The following is a 19,102-nucleotide window of genomic DNA, read 5'->3' on the forward strand; positions in this document are numbered from 1 at the left end:
CGGAGGCGGCGTCATGACCGCCGACGTACTCTTCGCCGCGGAGGCGGCGTCATGATCGACGCGGCGCTGTTCTCCTCCGCGCTCGGCGCGCTCACGCCGATCCTGTTCGCCGCGCTCGCCGGGGCGCTGTGCCAGCGGGCCGGGGTCTTCAACATCTCCCTCGAGGGCACCATGCTCGTCGGCTGCTTCGCCGGCGTGGCGGGCAGCTGGTACACCGGCAGCGTGTGGCTGGGCGTGCTCGCCGCGATGGTCGCCGGCACCGCGTACTCGCTCATCCTCGCCATCGGCACGGTGACCTTCGACGGCGACCCGATCGTGCTCGGGGTCGCGGTCAACCTGCTCGCCGTCGGGCTCACCAGCTTCCTCATCCGGACCGTGTTCGGCACCCGCGGCACGTTCAGCGACCCCGCGCTCGCCGGCCTCGATCCGGTCGACATCCCCGGCCTGGACCGGGTCCCGTTCCTCGGCGACGTCCTTTCCGGACACTCGGCGCTCGGCTACCTGTCCTGGCTCGCGGTCGCCGGGCTCGCGGTGCTGCTCTACCGCCACCCGTGGGGCCTGCGGCTGCGCGGGGTGGGCGAGCGGCCGGAGGCGGCGGCCAGCCTCGGGGTGAGCGTCAGCCGGTACCGGTACGGGGTGATCCTCGCCGGCGGCGCGCTGTGCGGGCTCGCCGGCGCGCAGCTCGCGCTGGGCAACGTGACGCTGTTCTCGGAGAACATGACGGCCGGCCGGGGCTGGATCGCGGTGGTCGCGGTGCTGCTCGGCAGGGCGCTGCCGGCCGGGGTGCTCGCCGCCGCGGTGCTGTTCGGCCTCGCCGAGGCGTTCGGCTTCCGGTTGCAGGGCATCGGGTTGCCGCAGCAGGCCACCGACGCGGCGCCGTACGTGGTGACCCTGCTCGCGCTGTTCGTCTCCAGCGGGCGCCTTCGACGAACCAGGAGGAGCACATGACCCTGCCGATCACCACGATCCCGCGCACCGGTCTGCCCGGGCACGCGCTGGTGGTGGGCGACCCGGACCGGGCTACCGCGGTCGCCGGGCTGCTCGACGACTCCGTCCTCATCGGACAGAACCGGGAGTACCGCAGCTACCGAGGCGGCTGGCGGGGCGTGCCGGTGGTGGTGTCCTCGCACGGCGTCGGCGGCCCCGGCGCGCTCTGCCAGTTCGGCGAGCTTGCCGAGGCCGGGGTGCACACGTTCGTCCGGTTCGGCACGGCGGGCGCGCTGCGCGCGGACATCGCCGACGGCGACCTGGTGATCGCCGAGGCCGCGGTGCGCGACGACGGCGTGACCCAGCAGCTGATCCATCCCGAGTACCCCGCGTTCGCCACCCCGGAGGCGGTCCTCGCGCTCGACCGGGCCGCCGCCGCGCACGGGACCCGGACCCACCGGGGCGTGGTGTGGACCCGGGCCGCGTTCAGCCCGATGGTGCGCGACCTACCGATGCGTGACTACCTCGCCGCCCGGGTGATCGCCATCGAGATGGAGCTGGCGACGCTGCTGGTGTTCGCCGGGCTGCGCGGGTTGCGGGCGGGCGGTGTGCTGGTCGTCGACGGTGACGCCACTGTGGACAATGCCGATCCCACGGCCTACGACCCGCACCGGCAGGTGGTGGCCGACGGGGTCGCGGCCGGCAGCCGGGTGGCGCTGGACGCATTGGTGGCGCTGACATGACCGAGAGCTGGCAGAAGGCGGCCGAGCGGCTCGCGGCGACCCTGCGCGACGACGCGGCCGAGCGGGACCGGGCCGGCGCGGAGCCCGTCGGCGAAATCCACCTGCTGCGCGGCTCCGGGCTGCTCACGCTGCTCGTGCCGGGCGAGCGCGGTGGCCAGGGCGCGGGCTGGCTCGCGGCCAACACGGCCACCCGGATCGTGGCCGCCGCGGACGCCTCCATCGGCCATCTCCTCGGCTACCACTACCTGCAGCTGTGGCGCACCGAGCTGTTCGACCGGCCCGACGTGGTCGAGCGCCTGCAGCGGGGCACGGTCGACGGCGGGTGGTTCTGGGCCGGGGTGAGCAACCCGCTCGACGCCGCCCTGCGGCTCACGCCGGTGGCCGGCGGCTTCCGGGTGGACGGCCGCAAGTCCTTTGCCACGGGGGCGAGCGTCGCCGACCGGCTCGTCGTCAGCGCGACCCGCACGGACACCGACGAGAAGCTCACGTTCACCGTCGACGCGCACGCGAAGGGCGTGCACCCCCAGCGTGACTGGGACAACCTGGGCCAGCGGCTCACCGCGAGCGGCGGCGTGGTGTTCGACGACACGAGGGTGGCCGGCGACGACGTGCTCGGTGCCCAGCCCGACGACGAGACCACGCCCGGCGCGGTCCGGCTCTCGCTCGCCGCGATCGCGTTCCAGCTGATGCTGAGCCAGGTCTACGTCGGCACCGCCGAGGGCGCGCTGGCCGAGGCCGCGGGCTACACGAGGACCCGCACCCGGGCCTGGCCACTGTCCGGTGTGGACTCGGCGGTGGCCGACCCGTACATCCTCGCCGGGTACGGCGAGCTGGTCGCGCAGACCCGCGCGGCCGGGGCGCTCACCGACATCGCGGCCGCCGCGCTGGGCGAGGCATTCGACCGCGGCGCGGACCTCACGGCGGCCGAGCGTGGCGAGGCGGCCGTGGCGATCTCCGCGGCCAAGGTCGTCGCCACCCGGGTGGCCAACGAGGTGACGACGAAGGTGTTCGAGCTCGTCGGCGCCCGGGCCACCGGGAACAAGTACGGCTTCGACCGGTTCTGGCGCAACGCCCGCACGCTGACCCTGCACGACCCGGTCGCCTACAAGGCACGCGAGGTGGGCGCGCACCTCCTCACCGGCGAGCATCCCGCGCACACGGGGTACAGCTGATGGACCTGCCGATCCTGGCCGACAGCGTGCGGCTGGCCGACGACGGCGTGCACATCCTCGACCGGCGGGTGTTCCCGGCGCGGCGGGAGTGGGTGCGCTGCGCGACGGTGGAGGAGGTGGCCACGGCGATCGAGGACATGGTCACCCAGTCGTCCGGGCCGTACTTCGCCGCGCTGTGGGCGATGGTGCTCGCCGCCCGCGAGGCCGAGCACGAGCCCGAACCGCTGGCCTACCTCGAGCGGGCGGGCGAGCGGCTGATCGCCACCCGGCGGACCAACAACCACCTCCGCAAGGCCGTGCACGCCGTGTTGTCCACTGTGGACGAGAACGACCTCGTCGGGTCCGCGCTCGCCGGCGCGCGGGCGGGCGACGAGCGCTACCGGTCGCGCAGCCGCGCGCTCGGCGCGTTCACCGCCGACCTGCTGCCGGCCAACAGTTCCGTGCTCACCCACTGCTGGGCCGACCTCTACCTGGTCGAGCTGGTGGCGGCCGCGCGCCGGGCCGGCAAGACCCTCGCGTTCCACTGCACCGAGACCCGCCCGTACCTGCAGGGTGCCCGGCTGACCGCGGAGACCCTGGCCGAGCTGGGGGTGGAGACCACGCTGATCACCGACGGGACGGGTGCCGCCGTGCTCGCCGCGGGCCGGGTCGACACGCTGGTCACCGCCGCGGACCGGGTCACGATGGACGGTCACGTGGTGAACAAGATCGGCACGCTCGGGCTCGCGGTCGCCGCGCACGCCTACGACGTGCCGTTCCTGGCCATGGTCCAGGCACCGGACCGGCTCGCGCCGACCGCGGCCGACGTGCCGATCGAGTACCGGGCGGGCGCCGAGGTGCTCACCGCGGCAGGCGTCGTGCATCCGGGGATCCGTGGTCACTACCCGGCCTTCGACGTCACCCCACCGCGGTTCGTCACCACGGTGGTCACCGACCGGGGCGCGTTCGACCCGCACGCGCTGGCCGGCTACTACGAGGAGGAGCCGTGACGATCGCCGCCGACTGGGTGGTCCTCGACATCGAGGGCACGCTCACCGCCACGAGCCAGGTGCACGTCGTGCTCTACGACTACGCCCGGCCCCGGCTCGGCCCGTGGGTCGACGAGCACGGCGACGACCCGGAGGTCGCGGCCGCGGTCGCGGAGATCCGCGCGCTGGGCGGGCTGAGCCCGTCGGCCGGCACCGGCGAGGTCGTCGCGGTGCTGCACGGGTGGATGGACGCCGACCAGAAGATCGCCCCGCTGAAGACGTTGCAGGGCCTGGTCTGGCAGCGCGGCTACGCGGCAGGTGAGCTGACGACCGAGTTCTTCCCGGACGTCGCCCCGGCGCTGCGGAGCTGGCGCGGCGCGGGGCTGCGGCTGGCGGTGTTCTCCTCGGGCTCGGTCGCCGGCCAGGTCGCGTCGTTCTCGCGGACCACCGACGGCGACGTGACTGACCTGTTCGACGGCCACTTCGACACGGTCAACGCCGGGCCGAAGAAGGAGGAGCCGTCGTACCGGGCCATCGTGGCGGCACTCGGCGCGGACCCCGCCCGGGTGGTGTTCCTCTCCGACGTGCCGGCCGAGCTGCACGCCGCCGCGGCCGCCGGCTGGCAGACCGTCGGCGTGGCCCGCCCCGGCGAGCCGTTCGGCGACGCCGACTTCGGTCCACACCGGACGGTCGCGACGTTCGAGGAGCTGGCGGTGGTGATGGCATGACGGTTTTGGTGGAAGCCGGCCGGGCGCTTGCCGCGGAGGCCGCCAGGTACGCCGCGATGGGCTGGATGCGGGGCACCTCGGGCAACCTGTCCGTGACGCTGGAGCGGGACCCGCTGCGGCTGGCGGTCACCGCGAGTGGGCTGGACAAGGGGGAGCTGGCCGAGGACGACGTGGTGGTGGTCGACGAGGCCGGCGCCGCGGTGTCGGCCGGCGTGCCGTCCGCGGAGGCGGGGCTGCACGCGCGGATCGCCGCGGTCGCCGGGGCCGGCGCGGTGGTGCACGTGCACGCGCTCGCCCCGGTGCTGGCCGCGCAGCGGTGGCCGGGTGGGGTGCCGCTGCGGGACCTGGAGATGCTCAAGGGGTTCGGCCGGGCCGCGCACGACGACCTCGTCACCGTCCCGGTGATCGGCAACGGCCAGGACATGCGGGTGCTCGGCGACGCGTTCGAGCGCACCTACCGGGCGGACACGCCGGCGCTGATCGTGGCCCGGCACGGCGTCTACGTGTGGGGCGCGGACCTGCGCCAGGCCCGGCACCGGCTCGAATGCCTGGAATGGTTGCTCAGGTTCGCCGTCGGGACGAGTATCGACGGTGCGGAAAGGGGACTGTGATGACGCTGCTTACCGTGTGGGCCGACGACGATCCCGACATCGCCCTCGTCCACACCGAGGACGGCGACGAGATCGCCGCCGAGCTCAAGCGGCTCGGCGTGCGGTTCGACCGCTGGCCGGTGGTCGAGGGGCTGCCCGCCGAGCCGACCTCCGACGAGGTTCTCGCCGCGTACGCCGAGCACGTGCGACGGGTGGTCGACACCGAGGGCTACGTGCTCGTCGACGCCCTGTACCTCACGCCGTCCGACGACCCCGAGTGGGCCGCGAAGGCCGGGGAGGCGCGGCAGAAGTTCCTCGCCGAGCACACCCACGACGACGACGAGGACCGCTTCTTCGCCCGCGGCGCCGGCGCTTTCTACCTGCACGTCGACGGCAAGGTGTACGCGGTGCTGTGCGAGGCGGGCGACCTGCTGAGCGTGCCCGCCAACACGACGCACTGGTTCGACATGGGCACCCGGCCCGACTACGTGGCCATCCGGTTCTTCCACGACGACGAAGGCTGGGTGGGCAACTTCACCGGCGACCGGCCCGCCGACTCCTTCGCCGACTTCGACACGCTCGTGGCAACAAGGTAGGCGCGAAGGGCCGGGCGAGCGTGCGCATGAACCGCGATCCCCTTGGCACCGCGGCGAAGTGGCGTGCGCTGGCCGCCGCGAAGAGCCTGTCCATCCGCGACCTGATGATCGAGGTCAGCTCCCGGCAGGCGTTCGTCGGCTCGCGGCCGGCGGTCGGCTGCGCCGCCGAGAAACGTGGGCGAACCTTCCTTGACGGCGCCTAGGCGACGGGCAGGCCGAGCAGCGCGGCCGCGGCGCCGAGGCCCGCGCAGACCGCCAGGATCCGCAGCATCGGCCAGCGCAGGGCGAACACCAGCACCAGCGCGATCGCGGTGATCGCGGCGGCGACCGGGCGGAAGTCGGTCAGTACCGGCAACGCCAGGTGCAGCGGGCCGAGGTCGTGCGTCCGGATCGTGCTGAACAGCGTGTGCAGCGCGAAGTAGAGCGCGAGGTTGGCGATGACGCCGACCACCGCGGCGGTGATGCCGGTGAGCGCGGCGGACAGGACCTTGTTGTGCCGCAGGCGTTCCACGTACGGCGCGCCCAGCAGGATGAACAGGAAGCACGGCACGAACGTCACCCACGTGGTGAGCAGCGCGCCGAGCACGCCGGCCACCCAGGGGTCGAGCCCGCCCGGGTTGGCGTAGGCGCCGAGGAACGCGACGAACTGCACGACCATGATCAGTGGCCCGGGGGTGGACTCGGCCAGCGCGAGCCCGCGGACCATGTCGCCCGCCGAGAGCCAGCCGTACACCTCGACCGCGCGCTGGGCGACGAACGCGAGGACCGCGTAGGCGCCACCGAAGGTGACGAGCGCGGTGCCCGAGAAGAACCAGCCCTGCGTGGTGAGCGTGCTGCCGGCGCCGGTGAGCACGGCGACGGCCAGGATCGGCGCCGCCCAGACCAGCAGGCCGACCGCGAGGACGGTGAGGCTCCGGCGGGCGGAGGGCGGCTCGTCGTGCAGCGCGTCGTCGGAGATCAGCGGCGCCGGCTCGTCATCGGTGGGCCGCTTGTCGGCGGGGGTGGCCACGGCGCCGGGCGCGAACCGGCCCAGCGCCCAGCCGATCGCCGCCGCGGCCGCGATGACGGCCGGGAACGGGACCCCGAACAGGACCAGCGCGACGAACGCGCCGGCGGCGACCGCGACCAGGGCCCGGCCGCGCAGCGCCCGCCGGCCGACCCGCACGACGGCCTGGGCCACGATCGCGACCACCGCCGGGGCCAGGCCGGCGAACACGGCGGTGACCGCGGTGGTGTCGCCGAAGGCCACGTAGATCGCGGACAGCGCGAGCAGGGCGAGCATGCCCGGCAGGACGAACAGGCTGCCCGCGATGAGCGCGCCGCGGCGGCCGTTGAGCAGCCAGCCGACGTAGGTGGCGAGCTGCTGGGCCTCCGGGCCGGGCAGGAGCATGCAGTAGTTCAGCGCGTGGAGGAACCGCTGCTGGCCGATCCAGCGCTTCTCCTCGACGAGCGTGCGCTGCATGACCGCGATCTGGCCGGCCGGGCCGCCGAAGGTCTGCAGCGAGATCAGGAACCACGCCTTGGTCGCCGTGCGCAGCGGGATGACGTCCCGGGTCTCGGTGTCCACCCGCTGAATGTAACCGTGGTCGCATCCGGCCGGCGTCCACATCGACCGGGCCGCGCCGCCAGGTCCCGCGGCTGACCCCTTTTCGAGGCGAAGACGGGATTCGAACCCGCGTGGAGGGCTTTGCAGGCCCCTGCCTGTCCTCTCGGCCACTTCGCCACGTCCGGCCGTGGCCGGTACGTGCCGATAGGACACTGCTCCTCGCCGATGGCACGGTCAACCGGGTTGCCGCGTGGTCCCGGAGAGTGAGAAGTCGCGTTGGCACAACGCTTTCCCGCGTAACATCGGCGCCGACGGCGCGCCCGGGGGACGCGCCGCCGGGGCGGGGGAGCGGTCAGAAGGAGACGCGCTCGGTGCTGTCCGCGCGCAGCACCGACTCCTGCGCGAACTGGCTCTTGTAGTCGGTGCGGATCTCCTCGATCTCCCGGTTCGCCTGCCGGTCGCCGTACGGGTACAGGATGATCAGCAGGTAGGAGTCCTCCTTGCCGCCCATCCACTGGCCGTGCACCTCGGCCCAGGTCAGCCCGTCCGGGAAGGCCGGCGTGACCTCCTTGTCGAGGAACAGCTCGAACTCCGCCGGGGTGATCACGCCGCCGTCGGGCGTGCTGCCCCCGAAGAACAGCTCGGTGCGCTTGTAGGCGTCCCCAGGGACGGCGGTGGCGTCGGTGGCGGTGGTGTCGGGCGCGGCGGAGGCCGCGGTCCCGGCGCCGGTCAGGCCCAGCACGAGGGCGGTGACCATGCCCGCGATGGCGGTGCGTCGTGTCGTCATGGGCTCATTCAACTGTGCGCGACGCACAATCGGATTAGCCCAAACGTAGGCGTGGCGTTCATTCTCGTGGCCCTACGTGCCGTGACACACTTCGCTCGACTGCTCCGTACCGCCACTGACCTGCCACTCAGCGTGCCCGCACGGCGTGAGGGTGAGAGGACCGACCCCCTATGGCACAACAACGTCGTTTGCCGACCGAGGACCCCGCCGGCACGTCCAGGGACGTCGGCCGCCGGACGTTCCTCGGGTACCTGCTCGCCGCACCCACCCTCGCCGCCGGCGTGTCGATGGCCGGCGTCGCGCTCGGCGGGGGTCAGGCCGAGGCGGCCGTCCCGTCGCTGCCGCAGCCGGCCGACCTCTTCGACCTCGGCGACCTCCAGAACCTGGCCGCGCTGCCCACGTCCGGCCTCATCGCCGTCCAGGTCAACGAGGACGGCACCGCGTCGTTCGCCCTGCACCGCACCGAGGTCGGCCAGGGCATCGCCACCGCCGTCGCCATGATGATCGCCGAGGAGCTGGACCTGCCGCTGGAGAAGGTCCGGGTCACCCTGGCCGACGCCCGCCCGGAGCTGATGATGAACCAGCTCACCGGCGGCTCGAACTCGGTGCGCAGCATCTACACCCCGGTGCGGACGGCGGCGGCCATCGCGCGCGAGCAGCTGGTGCGCACCGCGGCGGCGCGGTGGAACGTGCCCGCCGCGGAGATCACCACCAGCAACGGCGTGCTGTCCCACGGCGGCGGGCGCAGCGCCACCTACGGCTCGCTCGCCAAGGCCGCGGCCAGCCCGACGACGGTCCAGGTGTCCGTGCGGCTCAAGGCCGCCGCGGACTTCACGGTCATCGGCACCCCGCGCAACCGGCTCGACGCCCGCGACATCGTCACCGGCCGCAAGACCTTCGGCATGGACCTGCGGGTGCCCGGCGCGAAGCCGTGCATGGTGCGCCGGCCGCCGACGATCAACGGCACGGTCCGGTCGGTGCGCAACGCGGCCGCGGTGCGGGCCATGCCCGGCATCACCGACGTCGCGGTGATCACCTACGGCGTCGCGGTCCGCGGCGACACCTTCGGCCAGTGCGTCGACGCGTTGCGCGCGCTGGACGTCGTGTGGGGTCCCGGCACGGTCGACGGCGAGTCCGACGCCACCGTGCGCGCCAAGCTGAAGGCCGCCCAGCTGCCGCTCGCGGTGCCGCCGCTCGGCGCGCTGTCGGTCGAGGGCGAGTTCACCTTCGCCTTCGCCAGCAACGCGCCGCTCGAGCCGGACAACGCGATCGCCGACGTGCGTCCCGACCGCGCCGAGATCTGGTCGACGCTGAAGGTCCCGATCGACGCGAAGCAGGACATCGCCCGCCAGCTCGGGCTGCCGCAGGACAAGGTCGTCGTCCACGTGGTCACCGGCGGCGGGTCCTTCGGCCGGCACCTGTTCCACAACGTGGCCGCCGAGGCCGCGGAGATCTCGCAGAAGATGGGCAAGCCGGTCAAGCTGTCCTGGACCCGCACCGACGACTTCCGGCAGGGCCGTACCCACCCGATGTCGATCTCCCGGGTCCGCGCGACGCACCTGCTCGGCAACGTGCTCACCTACGAGCAGCGCCACGCCAGCACCCAGACCGACTTCAGCCACGGCCTCGGCGAGATGATCACCTCGACCGCGGCGGAGCTGCCGATCGGCGGCAACCTCAGCTTCGCCGAGGCGATCTTCCAGCTGACCCAGTCGGTGCCGTACAACTTCGGCGTCGTCACCCAGCTGCTCAACGAGGTCCCGCTGAAGTTCAACACCGGCAGCATGCGCAACATCTACTCGCCCAACGTCACCTGCGCGCGGGAGCTGATGGTCGACAAGCTCGCCGCGAAGCTCGGCAAGGACCCGGTGGCCTTCCGCCGCGAGTTCCTCAAGGACGAGCGGCTGCGCGCGGTGATGGAGCGGGCCGTCCAGGTTGGACAGTGGGGTCGGACGCTGCCGAAGGGTGTGGCGCAGGGACTCGGTCTGCACGCCGAGTACCGCGGCGCGGTCGCCACGCTGGTCGAGATCGACTGCCGGCCGGAGACGGTGAACCGCACGATCCCCGACGCGGTCACCGGCCCGCGCGTCACCAAGGCGACGGTCGTGGTCGACGCCGGGCTCCCGATCAACCCACGCGGCCTCGAGGCGCAGATGATCGGCGGCCTCAACGACGCGATCGCGCTGGCGCTCACGTCGAGCCTGCACATGAAGGACGGCATCCCGCTGGAAGGCAGCTGGGACAACTACTTCTACACCCGGCAGTGGAACACGCCGCCGGAGGTGCAGGTGGTCGTCATGCCGCCGACGACGGGCAACCCGAGCGGCGCGGGCGAGCTCGGCGTCGCGCCGAGCTTCGCCGCGGTCGCGTGCGCCTACGCCCGCGCCACCGGGACGATGCCGACGAGCTTCCCGATCAACCACGGCACGCTCAGCTTCGAGCCGTACCCGCTGCAGCCGTCCACCCCGCAGTCGCCGACCAACGGCCTCGACTCCGCCTTCTGAGGAGGCTTTCCGTGCCGCAACACACGTTCAAGCTCAACGGCACCCAGGTCACCGTCGACGTCGCCGACGACGTGCGGCTGCTGTGGGTGCTGCGCGACATCCTCGGGGTCACCGGGCCGAAGTACGGCTGCGGGCTCAACGTCTGCAAGTCCTGCACCTCGCACATCAACGGCAAGGCGTTCAACCCGTGCTCGGTGCCGGTCTCGCAGATCAAGCCGACCGACGAGATCACCACGATCGAGGGCCTGCCGGACACCGTCGGCCGCGACCTGCACCCGATGCAGGAGGCGTGGCTGGACAAGGACGTCTCGCAGTGCGGCTACTGCCAGCCGGGGCAGATCATGGCCGCGGTGGCGCTGGTGCGGAAGGTCAAGGCGGAGGGCCGCGAGATCACCGACGCCGACATCGACCAGCTGCGCAACATCTGCCGGTGCGGCACGTACACCCGGATCCGCGCGGCCATCAAGGACGGCGCCCAGCGCATGTGACCTGCCCACCGCGCCGCTGATTCGCCACCCTTTTCCCGGCTCCCGCCGCCCCGTTTCGGGGCCGCGGGAGCCGTGTTGCGCTCCTGACTTACTCAAGTCGGAAAATTTCTTAACCTCGTCAAGATCTTGCGACAAGGTCGCATGCTGTTGCATCCTGGTAACCGCTCAGTGACGCGTCTACGACACCCTGCCCACCGTCACCACCGTCACCCAGCCCTGACCCACCGAACCGGCGCCCGCCCGTCGGTGACCCCGGCCTGCCCTGCGACAGAACAGAAGGCGCCATGAAACGGACCAAGCTCGGCCGGCGGCTGACAGCCGGCATCCTCGCGGCGGGCCTCACCGTCGTCGGGATCGCGATCACCCCCGCCTCCGCGGCCAACGGCCCCCAGCCGCCCGCGGCACTCGCCGAAGTGCCGCTGAGCAAGACCGTCACGGCCAGCAGCGCGCTGCCCGGCTACCCCGTGACCAACGCCGTCGACGGCAACCAGGCCAGCTACTGGGAGAGCAACAACAACGCGTTCCCGCAATGGATCCAGGCCGACCTCGGCGCGACCAAGGCGGTCAGCAGGGTCGTGCTGAAGCTGCCGACGAACTGGGGGGCCCGCACGCAGACCCTCGCCGTCCGGGGCAGCGCGGACGGCGCGACGTTCACCGACCTCGCCGGCTCGGCCGGGTACGCCTTCGACCCCGCGAGCGCCAACACCGTCACGATCACGTTCACCGCGAGCACCCGCTACGTCCGGCTGAACATCACCGCGAACACGCAGTGGCCGGCCGCCCAGCTCTCCGAGCTCGAGCTGTACGGGCCGGACTCCGGCGGCGGTGACACCCAGCCGCCCACTGCGCCCGGCAACCTGTCCTACACCGAGCCGAGTGCCGGGCAGATCCGGCTGGCCTGGACCGCGTCGACCGACAACGTCGGCGTCACCGGCTATGCCGTCTACCGCAACAACTCCCTGGTGACGACCGTGGGGGGCACCGTGCTCACCTACACCGACGCGCAGTCGGCGACGGCCACCGCGGAGTACTTCGTGCGGGCCCGCGACGCGGCCGGCAACGAGTCGCCCGACAGCAACCGGGTCACCCGCGCGGGCCAGAACGCCGGCTCGAACCTCGCCGCCGGCAAGCCCATCGAGGCGTCGTCGACGGTGAACAGCTTCGTCGCCGCCAACGCCAACGACGGCAACGTCGCCACCTACTGGGAGTCCGCCGCCGGGTACCCGTCGACGCTCACCGTGAAGCTCGGCGCCAACGCCGACGTCACCTCGGTCGTCGTGAAGCTCAACCCCGACCCGGTGTGGGGACCGCGCACGCAGAACGTCGAGATCCTGGGCCGCGACCAGGCCGCCACCGGCTTCACCTCGCTGAAGGCCCGTGCCGACTACGCGTTCGACCCGACGACGAACCAGAACTCCGTGACCATCCCGGTCACCGGCCGCGCGGCCGACGTGCGGCTGCAGTTCTTCAGCAACACCGGCGCACCCGGCGGACAGGTCGCCGAGTTCCAGGTCATCGGCACCCCGGCACCCAACCCGGACCTGACCGTCACGGCGACCACCTGGACGCCCGCGTCACCCGACGAGGCCACCCCGATCACGCTGACCGCCATCGTGCGGAACGCGGGCTCGGCGGCCGCCGGCGCCACCACGGTCAACTTCAGCCTCGGCGGCGCGGTCGTCGGCAGCGCCCCGGTGGGCGCGCTCGCCGCGGGTGCCTCGAGCACCGTCTCGCTCGATGCCGGGACGCGGCCGATGGGCAGCTACACCGTCACGTCCGTGGTGGACCCGACCAACACGGTCATCGAGCAGAACGACAGCAACAACAGCTACACCGCGCCCTCGCCGCTCGTGGTCGCCCAGGCGCCCGGCCCGGACCTCGAGGTCCTCGCCATCACCTCCAACCCGCCGAACCCGGCCGTCGGCGCCTCGGTCACGTTCACCGTGGCGGTGCGCAACCGCGGCACCACCGGCGCGGGCGCCACGGTCACCCGGCTGACCGTGGGCGGCACCACGCTCAACACGAACACCGCGGCGATCGCCTCCGGCGCGACGGCCACCGTCGCGGTCAGCGGCAGCTGGACCGCCACCAGCGGCGGCGCCACGATCACCGCCACCGCCGACGCGACCAACGTCGTCGCCGAGACCAACGAGGGCAACAACGTGCTCTCCCAGGCGATCGTGGTCGGGCGGGGCGCCGCGGTGCCCTACGTCGAGTACGAGGCCGAGGCCGCCAGCTACCAGGGCACGCTGCTGGAGACCGACCCGCTGCGCACCTTCGGGCACACCAACTTCGCGACCGAGTCCTCCGGCCGCAAGTCCGTGCGGCTCAACAACACCGGGCAGTACGTCGAGTTCACCTCGTCGAACCAGTCGAACTCGATCGTGGTGCGCAACTCCATCCCGGACGCGGCCGGCGGCGGCGGCATCGACGCCACGATCAGCCTCTACGTCAACGGCACCTTCGCCCAGAAGCTGACGTTCTCGTCGAAGCACAGCTGGCTGTACGGGACCACCGACGACCCCGAGGGCCTGACGAACGCCCCGCAGGCCAACGCGCGGCGGCTGTTCGACGAGTCGCACGCGCTGCTGTCCTCGTCCTACCCGGCCGGCACGAAGTTCCGGCTGCAGCGCGACTCCGGTGACACGGCGTCGTTCTACGTCATCGACCTGATCGACCTGGAGCAGGTGGCGCCGCCCACGAGCCAGCCGGCCGGCTGCACCTCGATCACGGCCTACGGCGCGGTGCCGAACGACGGGCTCGACGACACGGCCGCGATCCAGCGCGCGGTGACCGACGACCAGAACGGCGTGATCGGCTGCGTGTGGATCCCGGCGGGCCAGTGGCGCCAGGAGCAGAAGATCCTCACCGACGACCCGCTGAACCAGGGGCCGTACAACCAGATCGGGATCAGCAACGTCACGATCCGCGGCGCCGGGATGTGGCACTCCCAGCTCTACACGCTGACCGAGCCGCAGAACGCGGGCGGCATCAACCACCCGCACGAGGGCAACTTCGGCTTCGACATCGACAAGAACACCCAGATCTCCGACATCGCGATCTTCGGCTCCGGCCGGATCCGCGGCGGGGACGGCAACGCGGAAGGCGGGGTGGGCCTCAACGGCCGGTTCGGCACCGGCACCAGCATCACCAACGTGTGGATCGAGCACGCCAACGTGGGTGTCTGGGTCGGCCGCGACTTCGACAACATCCCCAACCTGTGGGGTCCCGCCGACGGGTTGCAGTTCAGCGGCATGCGGATCCGCGACACCTACGCCGACGGCATCAACTTCACCAACGGCACGCGGAACTCCAAGGTGTTCAACTCGTCGTTCCGCACCACCGGTGACGACTCGCTCGCGGTGTGGGCGAGCCGGTACGTGAAGGACCCGAACGTCGACATCGCGCACGACAACCAGTTCCTCAACAACACCATCCAGCTGCCCTGGCGCGCGAACGGCGTCGCGATCTACGGCGGCTACGGCAACAAGATCGAGAACAACCTGATCTACGACACGATGAACTACCCGGGCGTCATGCTGGCGACCGACCACGACCCGCTGCCCTTCTCCGGCCAGACGCTGATCGCCAACAACGCGCTCTTCCGTTGTGGCGGCGTCTTCTGGGGCGAGCAGCAGAAGTTCGGCGCGATCACGCTGTTCGCGGCGAGCCGGGACATCACCGGGGTCACGATCCGGGACACCGACGTCAGCGACTCCACCTACGACGGCATACAGTTCAAGACCGGCGGCGGTACCGTGCCGGGGGTCGCGGTCACGAACGTCCGGATCGACAAGTCCAACAACGGCGCGGGCATCCTCGCCATGAGCGGCGCCCGAGGAAGCGCCACGCTGACGAACGTGACCATCACCAACTCCTCGACCGGCAACATCGTCACCGAGCCGGGCTCGGGCTTCGTGATCACGGGCGGCCAGCCGGCCCGGCAACCCCTCCACCTGGAGGCCAGGCCGACCACGGTGGGCTACCGGCCGGGCCAGTGACGCACCGGTCGTCGGGTCCCCGTCCGGGGGGCCCGACGACCGGGCGGGACCGCTTCACTGTCCACTTCAGACCGAGCTGGCCGCGACCGCGAGTGCCGCGGCGAAGTCGTGCGGGGCCTCCAGCGGGGTGAAGTGGCCGACGCCGTCGAGGTTGCGCAGCCGGGCGCCGACGAAGAACTCGTCGATCCGGTCGGCCCACGCGCGCGGGAACAGCGGGTCGTGCTCCGGCCAGAGCACGGTGGTGGGCACCGCGATCCGGTCCTCGGGGCGCGGCGGCCGCTCTGCCAGTGCCCTCGCGATCGCGCCGGAGCCGACGCGGTACCAGTTGACGGACGCGACGAACGCGCCCGGCTCGCCGTAGACCCCGGCTAGGTGCTCGTCGGGCAGCGTGAAGTCCGGGCCGGACCAGTGGGTCCAGAAGTGCCGCAGGTAGGTGTGGACCGCGTCCGGCCGGCCGTCGACGAGCTCCTCGGCGAGGTCGAGCTGGTGGAAGGACTGGTACCAGAACTCTCAGGATGACACTCCGTAGCAGGTGGCGACCGCGGCGGCGCGGTTGCGCAGGGAGGTGCGCAACCACTGCGGGGCCAGGGCTTCCGCGTTCGTGGCGAGCTGCCACAGCGCCCATTCGGCGTGTCTCGAATCTTGGAAGGTCACCTCCAGCCGCAGCCAGCCATCTGCGTCGGCTTCTTCAGCGAGGACGGCCAGCGCGGTGCCCACCAGGTCCTCCCGCCGCGCCGGGTCCACCCGTACCAGCACGGTGACTTGGTCGCCGCCGGCCCGAAACCGCGTGCTGCGTTCCTGCCAGGCCAGGTCCAGATCGACCCGGTCTGGTCGCTGTGCGGGTTCGGCGAGTTCCTTGGCGGCCAGGACCCGGGACAGCCGGTAGGTGCGGTCCGCGCCAGACCTCGTGGCCAGCAAGTAGCCCTGGTCGCGTACGGTGACCAGTCCGATCGGGTCCACCGTGCGCCATTTCGGGGCCTGGTCCACCGCCGCGTAGTGGATGCGCAGCTTGTGCCCGGCGAACACCGCGCGCCGAACCTCGGCCACGATGGAGTCAGGCACCTCCTCAGCGACCTGCCGGCGCGAGAGGAGGTCGGTCTCGGGGTCGATGAGCAATCGCTCGGCCACGCTGGCCGCGGTGTCCCGATAGCTTTCCGGTAGCGCGTCAACCACCTTGAGCATGGCCGAAGCGAGCGCCGAGCCGAGGCCGAATGCCTGCGCGCCGCGCCGCGATCCGGCGACCAGCAGGGCAAGGGCCTCGTCGTGATTCAGTCCGGTGAGCTCGGTCCGGAAACCGGGCAGCAACGCGAAACCGCCGTGCCGGCCGCGGTCGGCGTAGACCGGGACGCCGGCTGCGGACAGCGCCTCGATGTCGCGCAGCACGGTGCGGGTGGATACCTCCAGCTTGCGGGCCAGCGTGGTCGCGGACAGCCGACCGTGCTGGCGCAACAGCAGCACCAGCGATACCAACCGGTCGGCGCGCATGCGAACAATTTTACCCAAAATACACGACACAAGATGTCGTGATTCGTTGGGAGGCTTATCGACACGACGTCAAAGATGGTGGCTACCGAGCCGATGGACGTACGTACTCTCGATGAATCGAATGGAGCAGATGTGGCAGTGGAACGAACGGCGGTCAACCCGTGGACGTGGTCTGCGGAGCTGGGGTACAACCAGGGTGAGATCGTCTCCGGGCACACCCGGACCCTGTACTGCTCCGGGCAGACCGCGATGAGCGGCGACGGTAAGCCCCAGCATGCCGGTGACATGGCGGCGCAGTCGGCGCTGAGCCTCGACAACCTGGAGGCCGTTCTCGGCGAGGCCGGCATGTCCCTCGCGAACCTCGTCCGGCTCAACGTCTACACCACCGACGTCGATCTGCTTTTCCAGCACTACGGCGTGCTGGCGTCGCGGTTGGGGGCAGCCGGGGTGGCACCGACCACCACGATGCTCGGGGTGACACGGCTGGCGATCCCCGACCTGATGGTCGAGCTCGAGGGGACCGCCGTCGCGTGATGCGACCTCGGCGCCTCCGGTAGGGCTGCCGGCTGAACCGGCACGAGTAGCAGGCAGGTGGGTGATTTTCCGATGCTCAGGATGGTGACAATCGGCGTCTATGGCTTCGACGGCGAGTCCTTCCTGCAACGACTGCGGCACACGGACGTCTGCCTGCTACTCGACGTACGCCAGCGCCGCGGTGTCCGCGGACCCGAGTACGCCTGGGCGAACTCACGTCGGCTGCAGGCGGCCCTCGCCCAGGCCCGGATCGCCTACGAGCACCACCCCGAGCTCGCTCCAACCACCGAGCTACGCCAGCTCCAGTACGCCGAGGATGACCGCCAAGGGGTCGGCAAGCGCTCGCGCCGCGAGCTCGCCGCCGAGTACACCCGCCGCTACACCACCGAGATCCTCGACCGCGCCGATCTCACGCCGATCGTGTCGGCGCTGCCGAGCAGCGGGACCGCAGCGCTGCTCTGTGTCGAGCGCGACCCTGAGGCCTGCCACCGCTCGTTGATCGCCCGGCGGCTGACCGAGCAGCACCGCCTCACGATCGAGCACCTGCGCACGTCGTGACGCGCGAATTCCTCAGACGCGAGGTCATCGCGTACCCCTCGCGCCGCCCGGTTGTCTCATGCCGCACAGGACGCATCCTTACCAGCCGGTCCTTGCGCAGACCCGCACGGTTGATCATCCGGTCAGCCCGCTCGCCTACGACTGCGTGAGGCTCATCGTCCTCCGGCACGGCTCGGCGATCCTGCTCAGCGAGTTCGGGGTGAGCACATCAACGTCGGTGATGTGGTCGCACTGGGAGCAAACACACTGTGTGGCAGTGAGCCGGAGGTATCGATCACTGTCACCACGCTCTACCTCGACGCGACTCAGCCCGACCGTCGTGCCGCGCGGCTGGTGGTGCCGACCGCGGCGGCCGCGCAGGCGAGCAGGCCGGCCAGGGCGAGGAGCCCGCCGGTGATGGTGGTGGCGACGGCGATGCCGCCGACGAGCAGCGGCCCGCCGGCGTCGCCGAGCTCGCGGCCGACCTCGGCGCTGCCCATCGTCTGGCCGAGGCGCTCGGGCGGGGTGGCGGCGGCGAGCGCGGCGAACCCGAGCGGCGTGACGAGCCCGGTGCCGGCGCCGATGGCCAGCGCGGCGGGGAGGATGCCGAACAGGCCGGGCGCGAACGCGGCGACGACGAACCCGGCGGCGGCCAGCAGCAGGCCCGCCGCCATGCCGGCGCGGTCGGGCAGCCGGCCGGCGTCGCGGGCGCGGCCGGCCCACGGCTGGACGAGGGCGGCCGCGGCGGCCAGCAGCGAGACGGCGATGCCGGTGACCAGCGGGCCGAGGCCGGCGGTGGCGCCCCGGACGGGGAGGAACCCGACGCCGACCGCGAGGGCCGCGGTGGCCGCGGCGAGGGTGAGCGTGGGCCGCAGGAAGCCGGGGTGGGCCAGCCGGCGGGCGAGGTCGAGCAGGGTCTGGCGGGCGCGGGGCAGCGGCGGGACGGCCGGCACCGCGAGCGCGGCCCAGCCGGCGACCACGGCGGCGACGAGGGCGAGGGTGGTGAACAGCAGGGTGAAGCCGCCCAGGGCGATCAGCACGCCGCCGAGCAGCGGGCCGAGCGTGTAGCCGAGCCCCTTCCACGCGCCGTAGCTTCCGAACGCGCGGCCGTGCCGGGCGGTGGGCGCGAGCCTGGCCACCATCGCGCCCGCGGCGGGGGAGAACGCGGCGGCCGCGGCTCCCTGCGCGAACCGCGCGACCCCCACGAGCGCGGGGTCGCCGGCGAGCACGAACGCGCCGGACGCGAGCGCGAACGCAACCAGCCCGCCGAGCAGGACCGGACGCGGGCCGATCCGGTCGGCGAGCGTGCCGAAGACCGGCTTGAGCACGACCTCGGCGCCGTCGTACACCGCGAGCAGGATGCCCAGGGTGAGCAGCGAGGCGTGCTCGGACTCGGTGTAGCCGCCGAGGCTGGCGGCGATACTGTGCGCGCCGAAGGCGGTGACGAAACCCGCCCCGTACAAGGGCAGTACGGCGCGGTCGGGCATGCGCGCCAA

Annotated in this window: 18 protein-coding genes and 1 tRNA gene; 13 read left to right on the plus strand and 6 right to left on the minus strand. The window is 72.1% G+C overall.

The genetic code is table 11. The features are described from left to right. Positions 1-51: 51 nt before the first annotated feature. Genes VGD70_RS11010 through VGD70_RS11045 form a run of 8 tightly spaced genes read left to right on the plus strand, consistent with a single transcriptional unit; the run spans position 52 to position 5,927 of the window. A complete protein-coding gene (locus VGD70_RS11010; RefSeq protein ID WP_331080738.1) occupies positions 52-948 on the plus strand; it encodes an ABC transporter permease in 897 nt (298 codons plus the stop codon). Continuing rightward, entirely contained in the window at positions 945-1,670 is a 726-nt protein-coding gene (locus VGD70_RS11015; protein WP_331080739.1) for a nucleoside phosphorylase, read from the plus strand. The genes VGD70_RS11010 and VGD70_RS11015 overlap by 4 nt, the downstream gene beginning before the upstream one ends. Continuing rightward, positions 1,667-2,842 (plus strand): acyl-CoA dehydrogenase family protein, encoded by a 1,176-nt coding sequence (locus VGD70_RS11020; protein ID WP_331080740.1) that lies wholly within the window; start codon positions 1,667-1,669, stop codon positions 2,840-2,842. The genes VGD70_RS11015 and VGD70_RS11020 overlap by 4 nt, the downstream gene beginning before the upstream one ends. Beyond that, positions 2,842-3,831 (plus strand): methylthioribose-1-phosphate isomerase, encoded by a 990-nt coding sequence (locus VGD70_RS11025; protein ID WP_331080741.1) that lies wholly within the window; start codon positions 2,842-2,844, stop codon positions 3,829-3,831. Before VGD70_RS11020 ends, VGD70_RS11025 begins: the two co-directional genes overlap by 1 nt. Continuing rightward, positions 3,828-4,538 carry an acireductone synthase gene (gene mtnC, locus VGD70_RS11030; protein ID WP_331080742.1) on the plus strand — a complete coding sequence of 237 codons (711 nt, stop codon included), beginning with the start codon at positions 3,828-3,830 and terminating at the stop codon, positions 4,536-4,538. Before VGD70_RS11025 ends, mtnC begins: the two co-directional genes overlap by 4 nt. After that, the gene (gene mtnB, locus VGD70_RS11035) at positions 4,535-5,149 is read left to right on the plus strand and encodes a methylthioribulose 1-phosphate dehydratase (protein ID WP_331080743.1); all 615 of its coding nucleotides are present in this window, start codon (positions 4,535-4,537) and stop codon (positions 5,147-5,149) included. Before mtnC ends, mtnB begins: the two co-directional genes overlap by 4 nt. Continuing rightward, positions 5,149-5,724, plus strand: coding sequence for a cupin (locus tag VGD70_RS11040; RefSeq protein ID WP_331080744.1), 576 nt, complete (start codon positions 5,149-5,151; stop codon positions 5,722-5,724). The genes mtnB and VGD70_RS11040 overlap by 1 nt, the downstream gene beginning before the upstream one ends. Before the next feature lie 26 nt (positions 5,725-5,750). Beyond that, positions 5,751-5,927, plus strand: a complete 177-nt coding sequence (locus VGD70_RS11045; RefSeq protein WP_414637937.1) for a hypothetical protein — start codon at positions 5,751-5,753, stop codon at positions 5,925-5,927. On the opposite strand, the gene chrA is transcribed toward VGD70_RS11045, so the two are convergent. The 3 genes from chrA to VGD70_RS11060 form a co-directional block, all read right to left on the minus strand. Further along, positions 5,924-7,291, minus strand: coding sequence for a chromate efflux transporter (chrA, locus tag VGD70_RS11050; RefSeq protein WP_331080745.1), 1,368 nt, complete (start codon positions 7,289-7,291; stop codon positions 5,924-5,926). The genes VGD70_RS11045 and chrA overlap by 4 nt on opposite strands. 85 nt (positions 7,292-7,376) lie before the next feature. Continuing rightward, a tRNA-Cys gene (locus VGD70_RS11055) sits at positions 7,377-7,447 on the minus strand. Between the two features lie 175 nt (positions 7,448-7,622). Next, positions 7,623-8,057 (minus strand): DUF3574 domain-containing protein, encoded by a 435-nt coding sequence (locus VGD70_RS11060; protein WP_331080746.1) that lies wholly within the window; start codon positions 8,055-8,057, stop codon positions 7,623-7,625. 170 nt (positions 8,058-8,227) lie between these two features. Between VGD70_RS11060 and VGD70_RS11065 the strand changes: the two genes are divergently transcribed. From VGD70_RS11065 to VGD70_RS11075, 3 genes are all read left to right on the plus strand, one after another. Further along, the gene (locus VGD70_RS11065) at positions 8,228-10,561 is read left to right on the plus strand and encodes a molybdopterin cofactor-binding domain-containing protein (protein ID WP_331080747.1); all 2,334 of its coding nucleotides are present in this window, start codon (positions 8,228-8,230) and stop codon (positions 10,559-10,561) included. 11 nt (positions 10,562-10,572) lie between these two features. Beyond that, a complete protein-coding gene (locus tag VGD70_RS11070; RefSeq protein WP_331080748.1) occupies positions 10,573-11,049 on the plus strand; it encodes a (2Fe-2S)-binding protein in 477 nt (158 codons plus the stop codon). A 284-nt stretch (positions 11,050-11,333) separates the two neighbouring features. Continuing rightward, complete coding sequence (locus VGD70_RS11075; RefSeq protein WP_331080749.1) at positions 11,334-15,050, plus strand: CARDB domain-containing protein; 3,717 nt, start codon at positions 11,334-11,336, stop codon at positions 15,048-15,050. A 66-nt stretch (positions 15,051-15,116) separates the two neighbouring features. On the opposite strand, the gene VGD70_RS11080 is transcribed toward VGD70_RS11075, so the two are convergent. Then, a complete protein-coding gene (locus tag VGD70_RS11080; protein WP_331080750.1) occupies positions 15,117-15,299 on the minus strand; it encodes a hypothetical protein in 183 nt (60 codons plus the stop codon). Positions 15,300-15,560: 261 nt separating this feature from the next. Then, positions 15,561-16,535, minus strand: coding sequence for a helix-turn-helix transcriptional regulator (locus VGD70_RS11085; RefSeq protein WP_331080751.1), 975 nt, complete (start codon positions 16,533-16,535; stop codon positions 15,561-15,563). A gap of 138 nt (positions 16,536-16,673) precedes the next feature. Here VGD70_RS11085 and VGD70_RS11090 point away from each other — a divergent pair, with 138 nt between their 5' ends. Continuing rightward, a complete protein-coding gene (locus VGD70_RS11090; protein ID WP_331080830.1) occupies positions 16,674-17,069 on the plus strand; it encodes a RidA family protein in 396 nt (131 codons plus the stop codon). A gap of 81 nt (positions 17,070-17,150) precedes the next feature. After that, entirely contained in the window at positions 17,151-17,627 is a 477-nt protein-coding gene (locus VGD70_RS11095) for a DUF488 domain-containing protein (protein ID WP_331080753.1), read from the plus strand. 305 nt (positions 17,628-17,932) lie between these two features. Here the strand turns inward: VGD70_RS11095 and VGD70_RS11100 are convergent, their stop codons facing one another. After that, positions 17,933-19,093, minus strand: a complete 1,161-nt coding sequence (locus tag VGD70_RS11100; RefSeq protein WP_331080754.1) for an MFS transporter — start codon at positions 19,091-19,093, stop codon at positions 17,933-17,935. Positions 19,094-19,102 lie beyond the last annotated feature (9 nt).

Source organism: Actinophytocola sp. (genome assembly GCF_036402745.1).
Classification (GTDB): domain Bacteria; phylum Actinomycetota; class Actinomycetes; order Mycobacteriales; family Pseudonocardiaceae; genus Actinophytocola.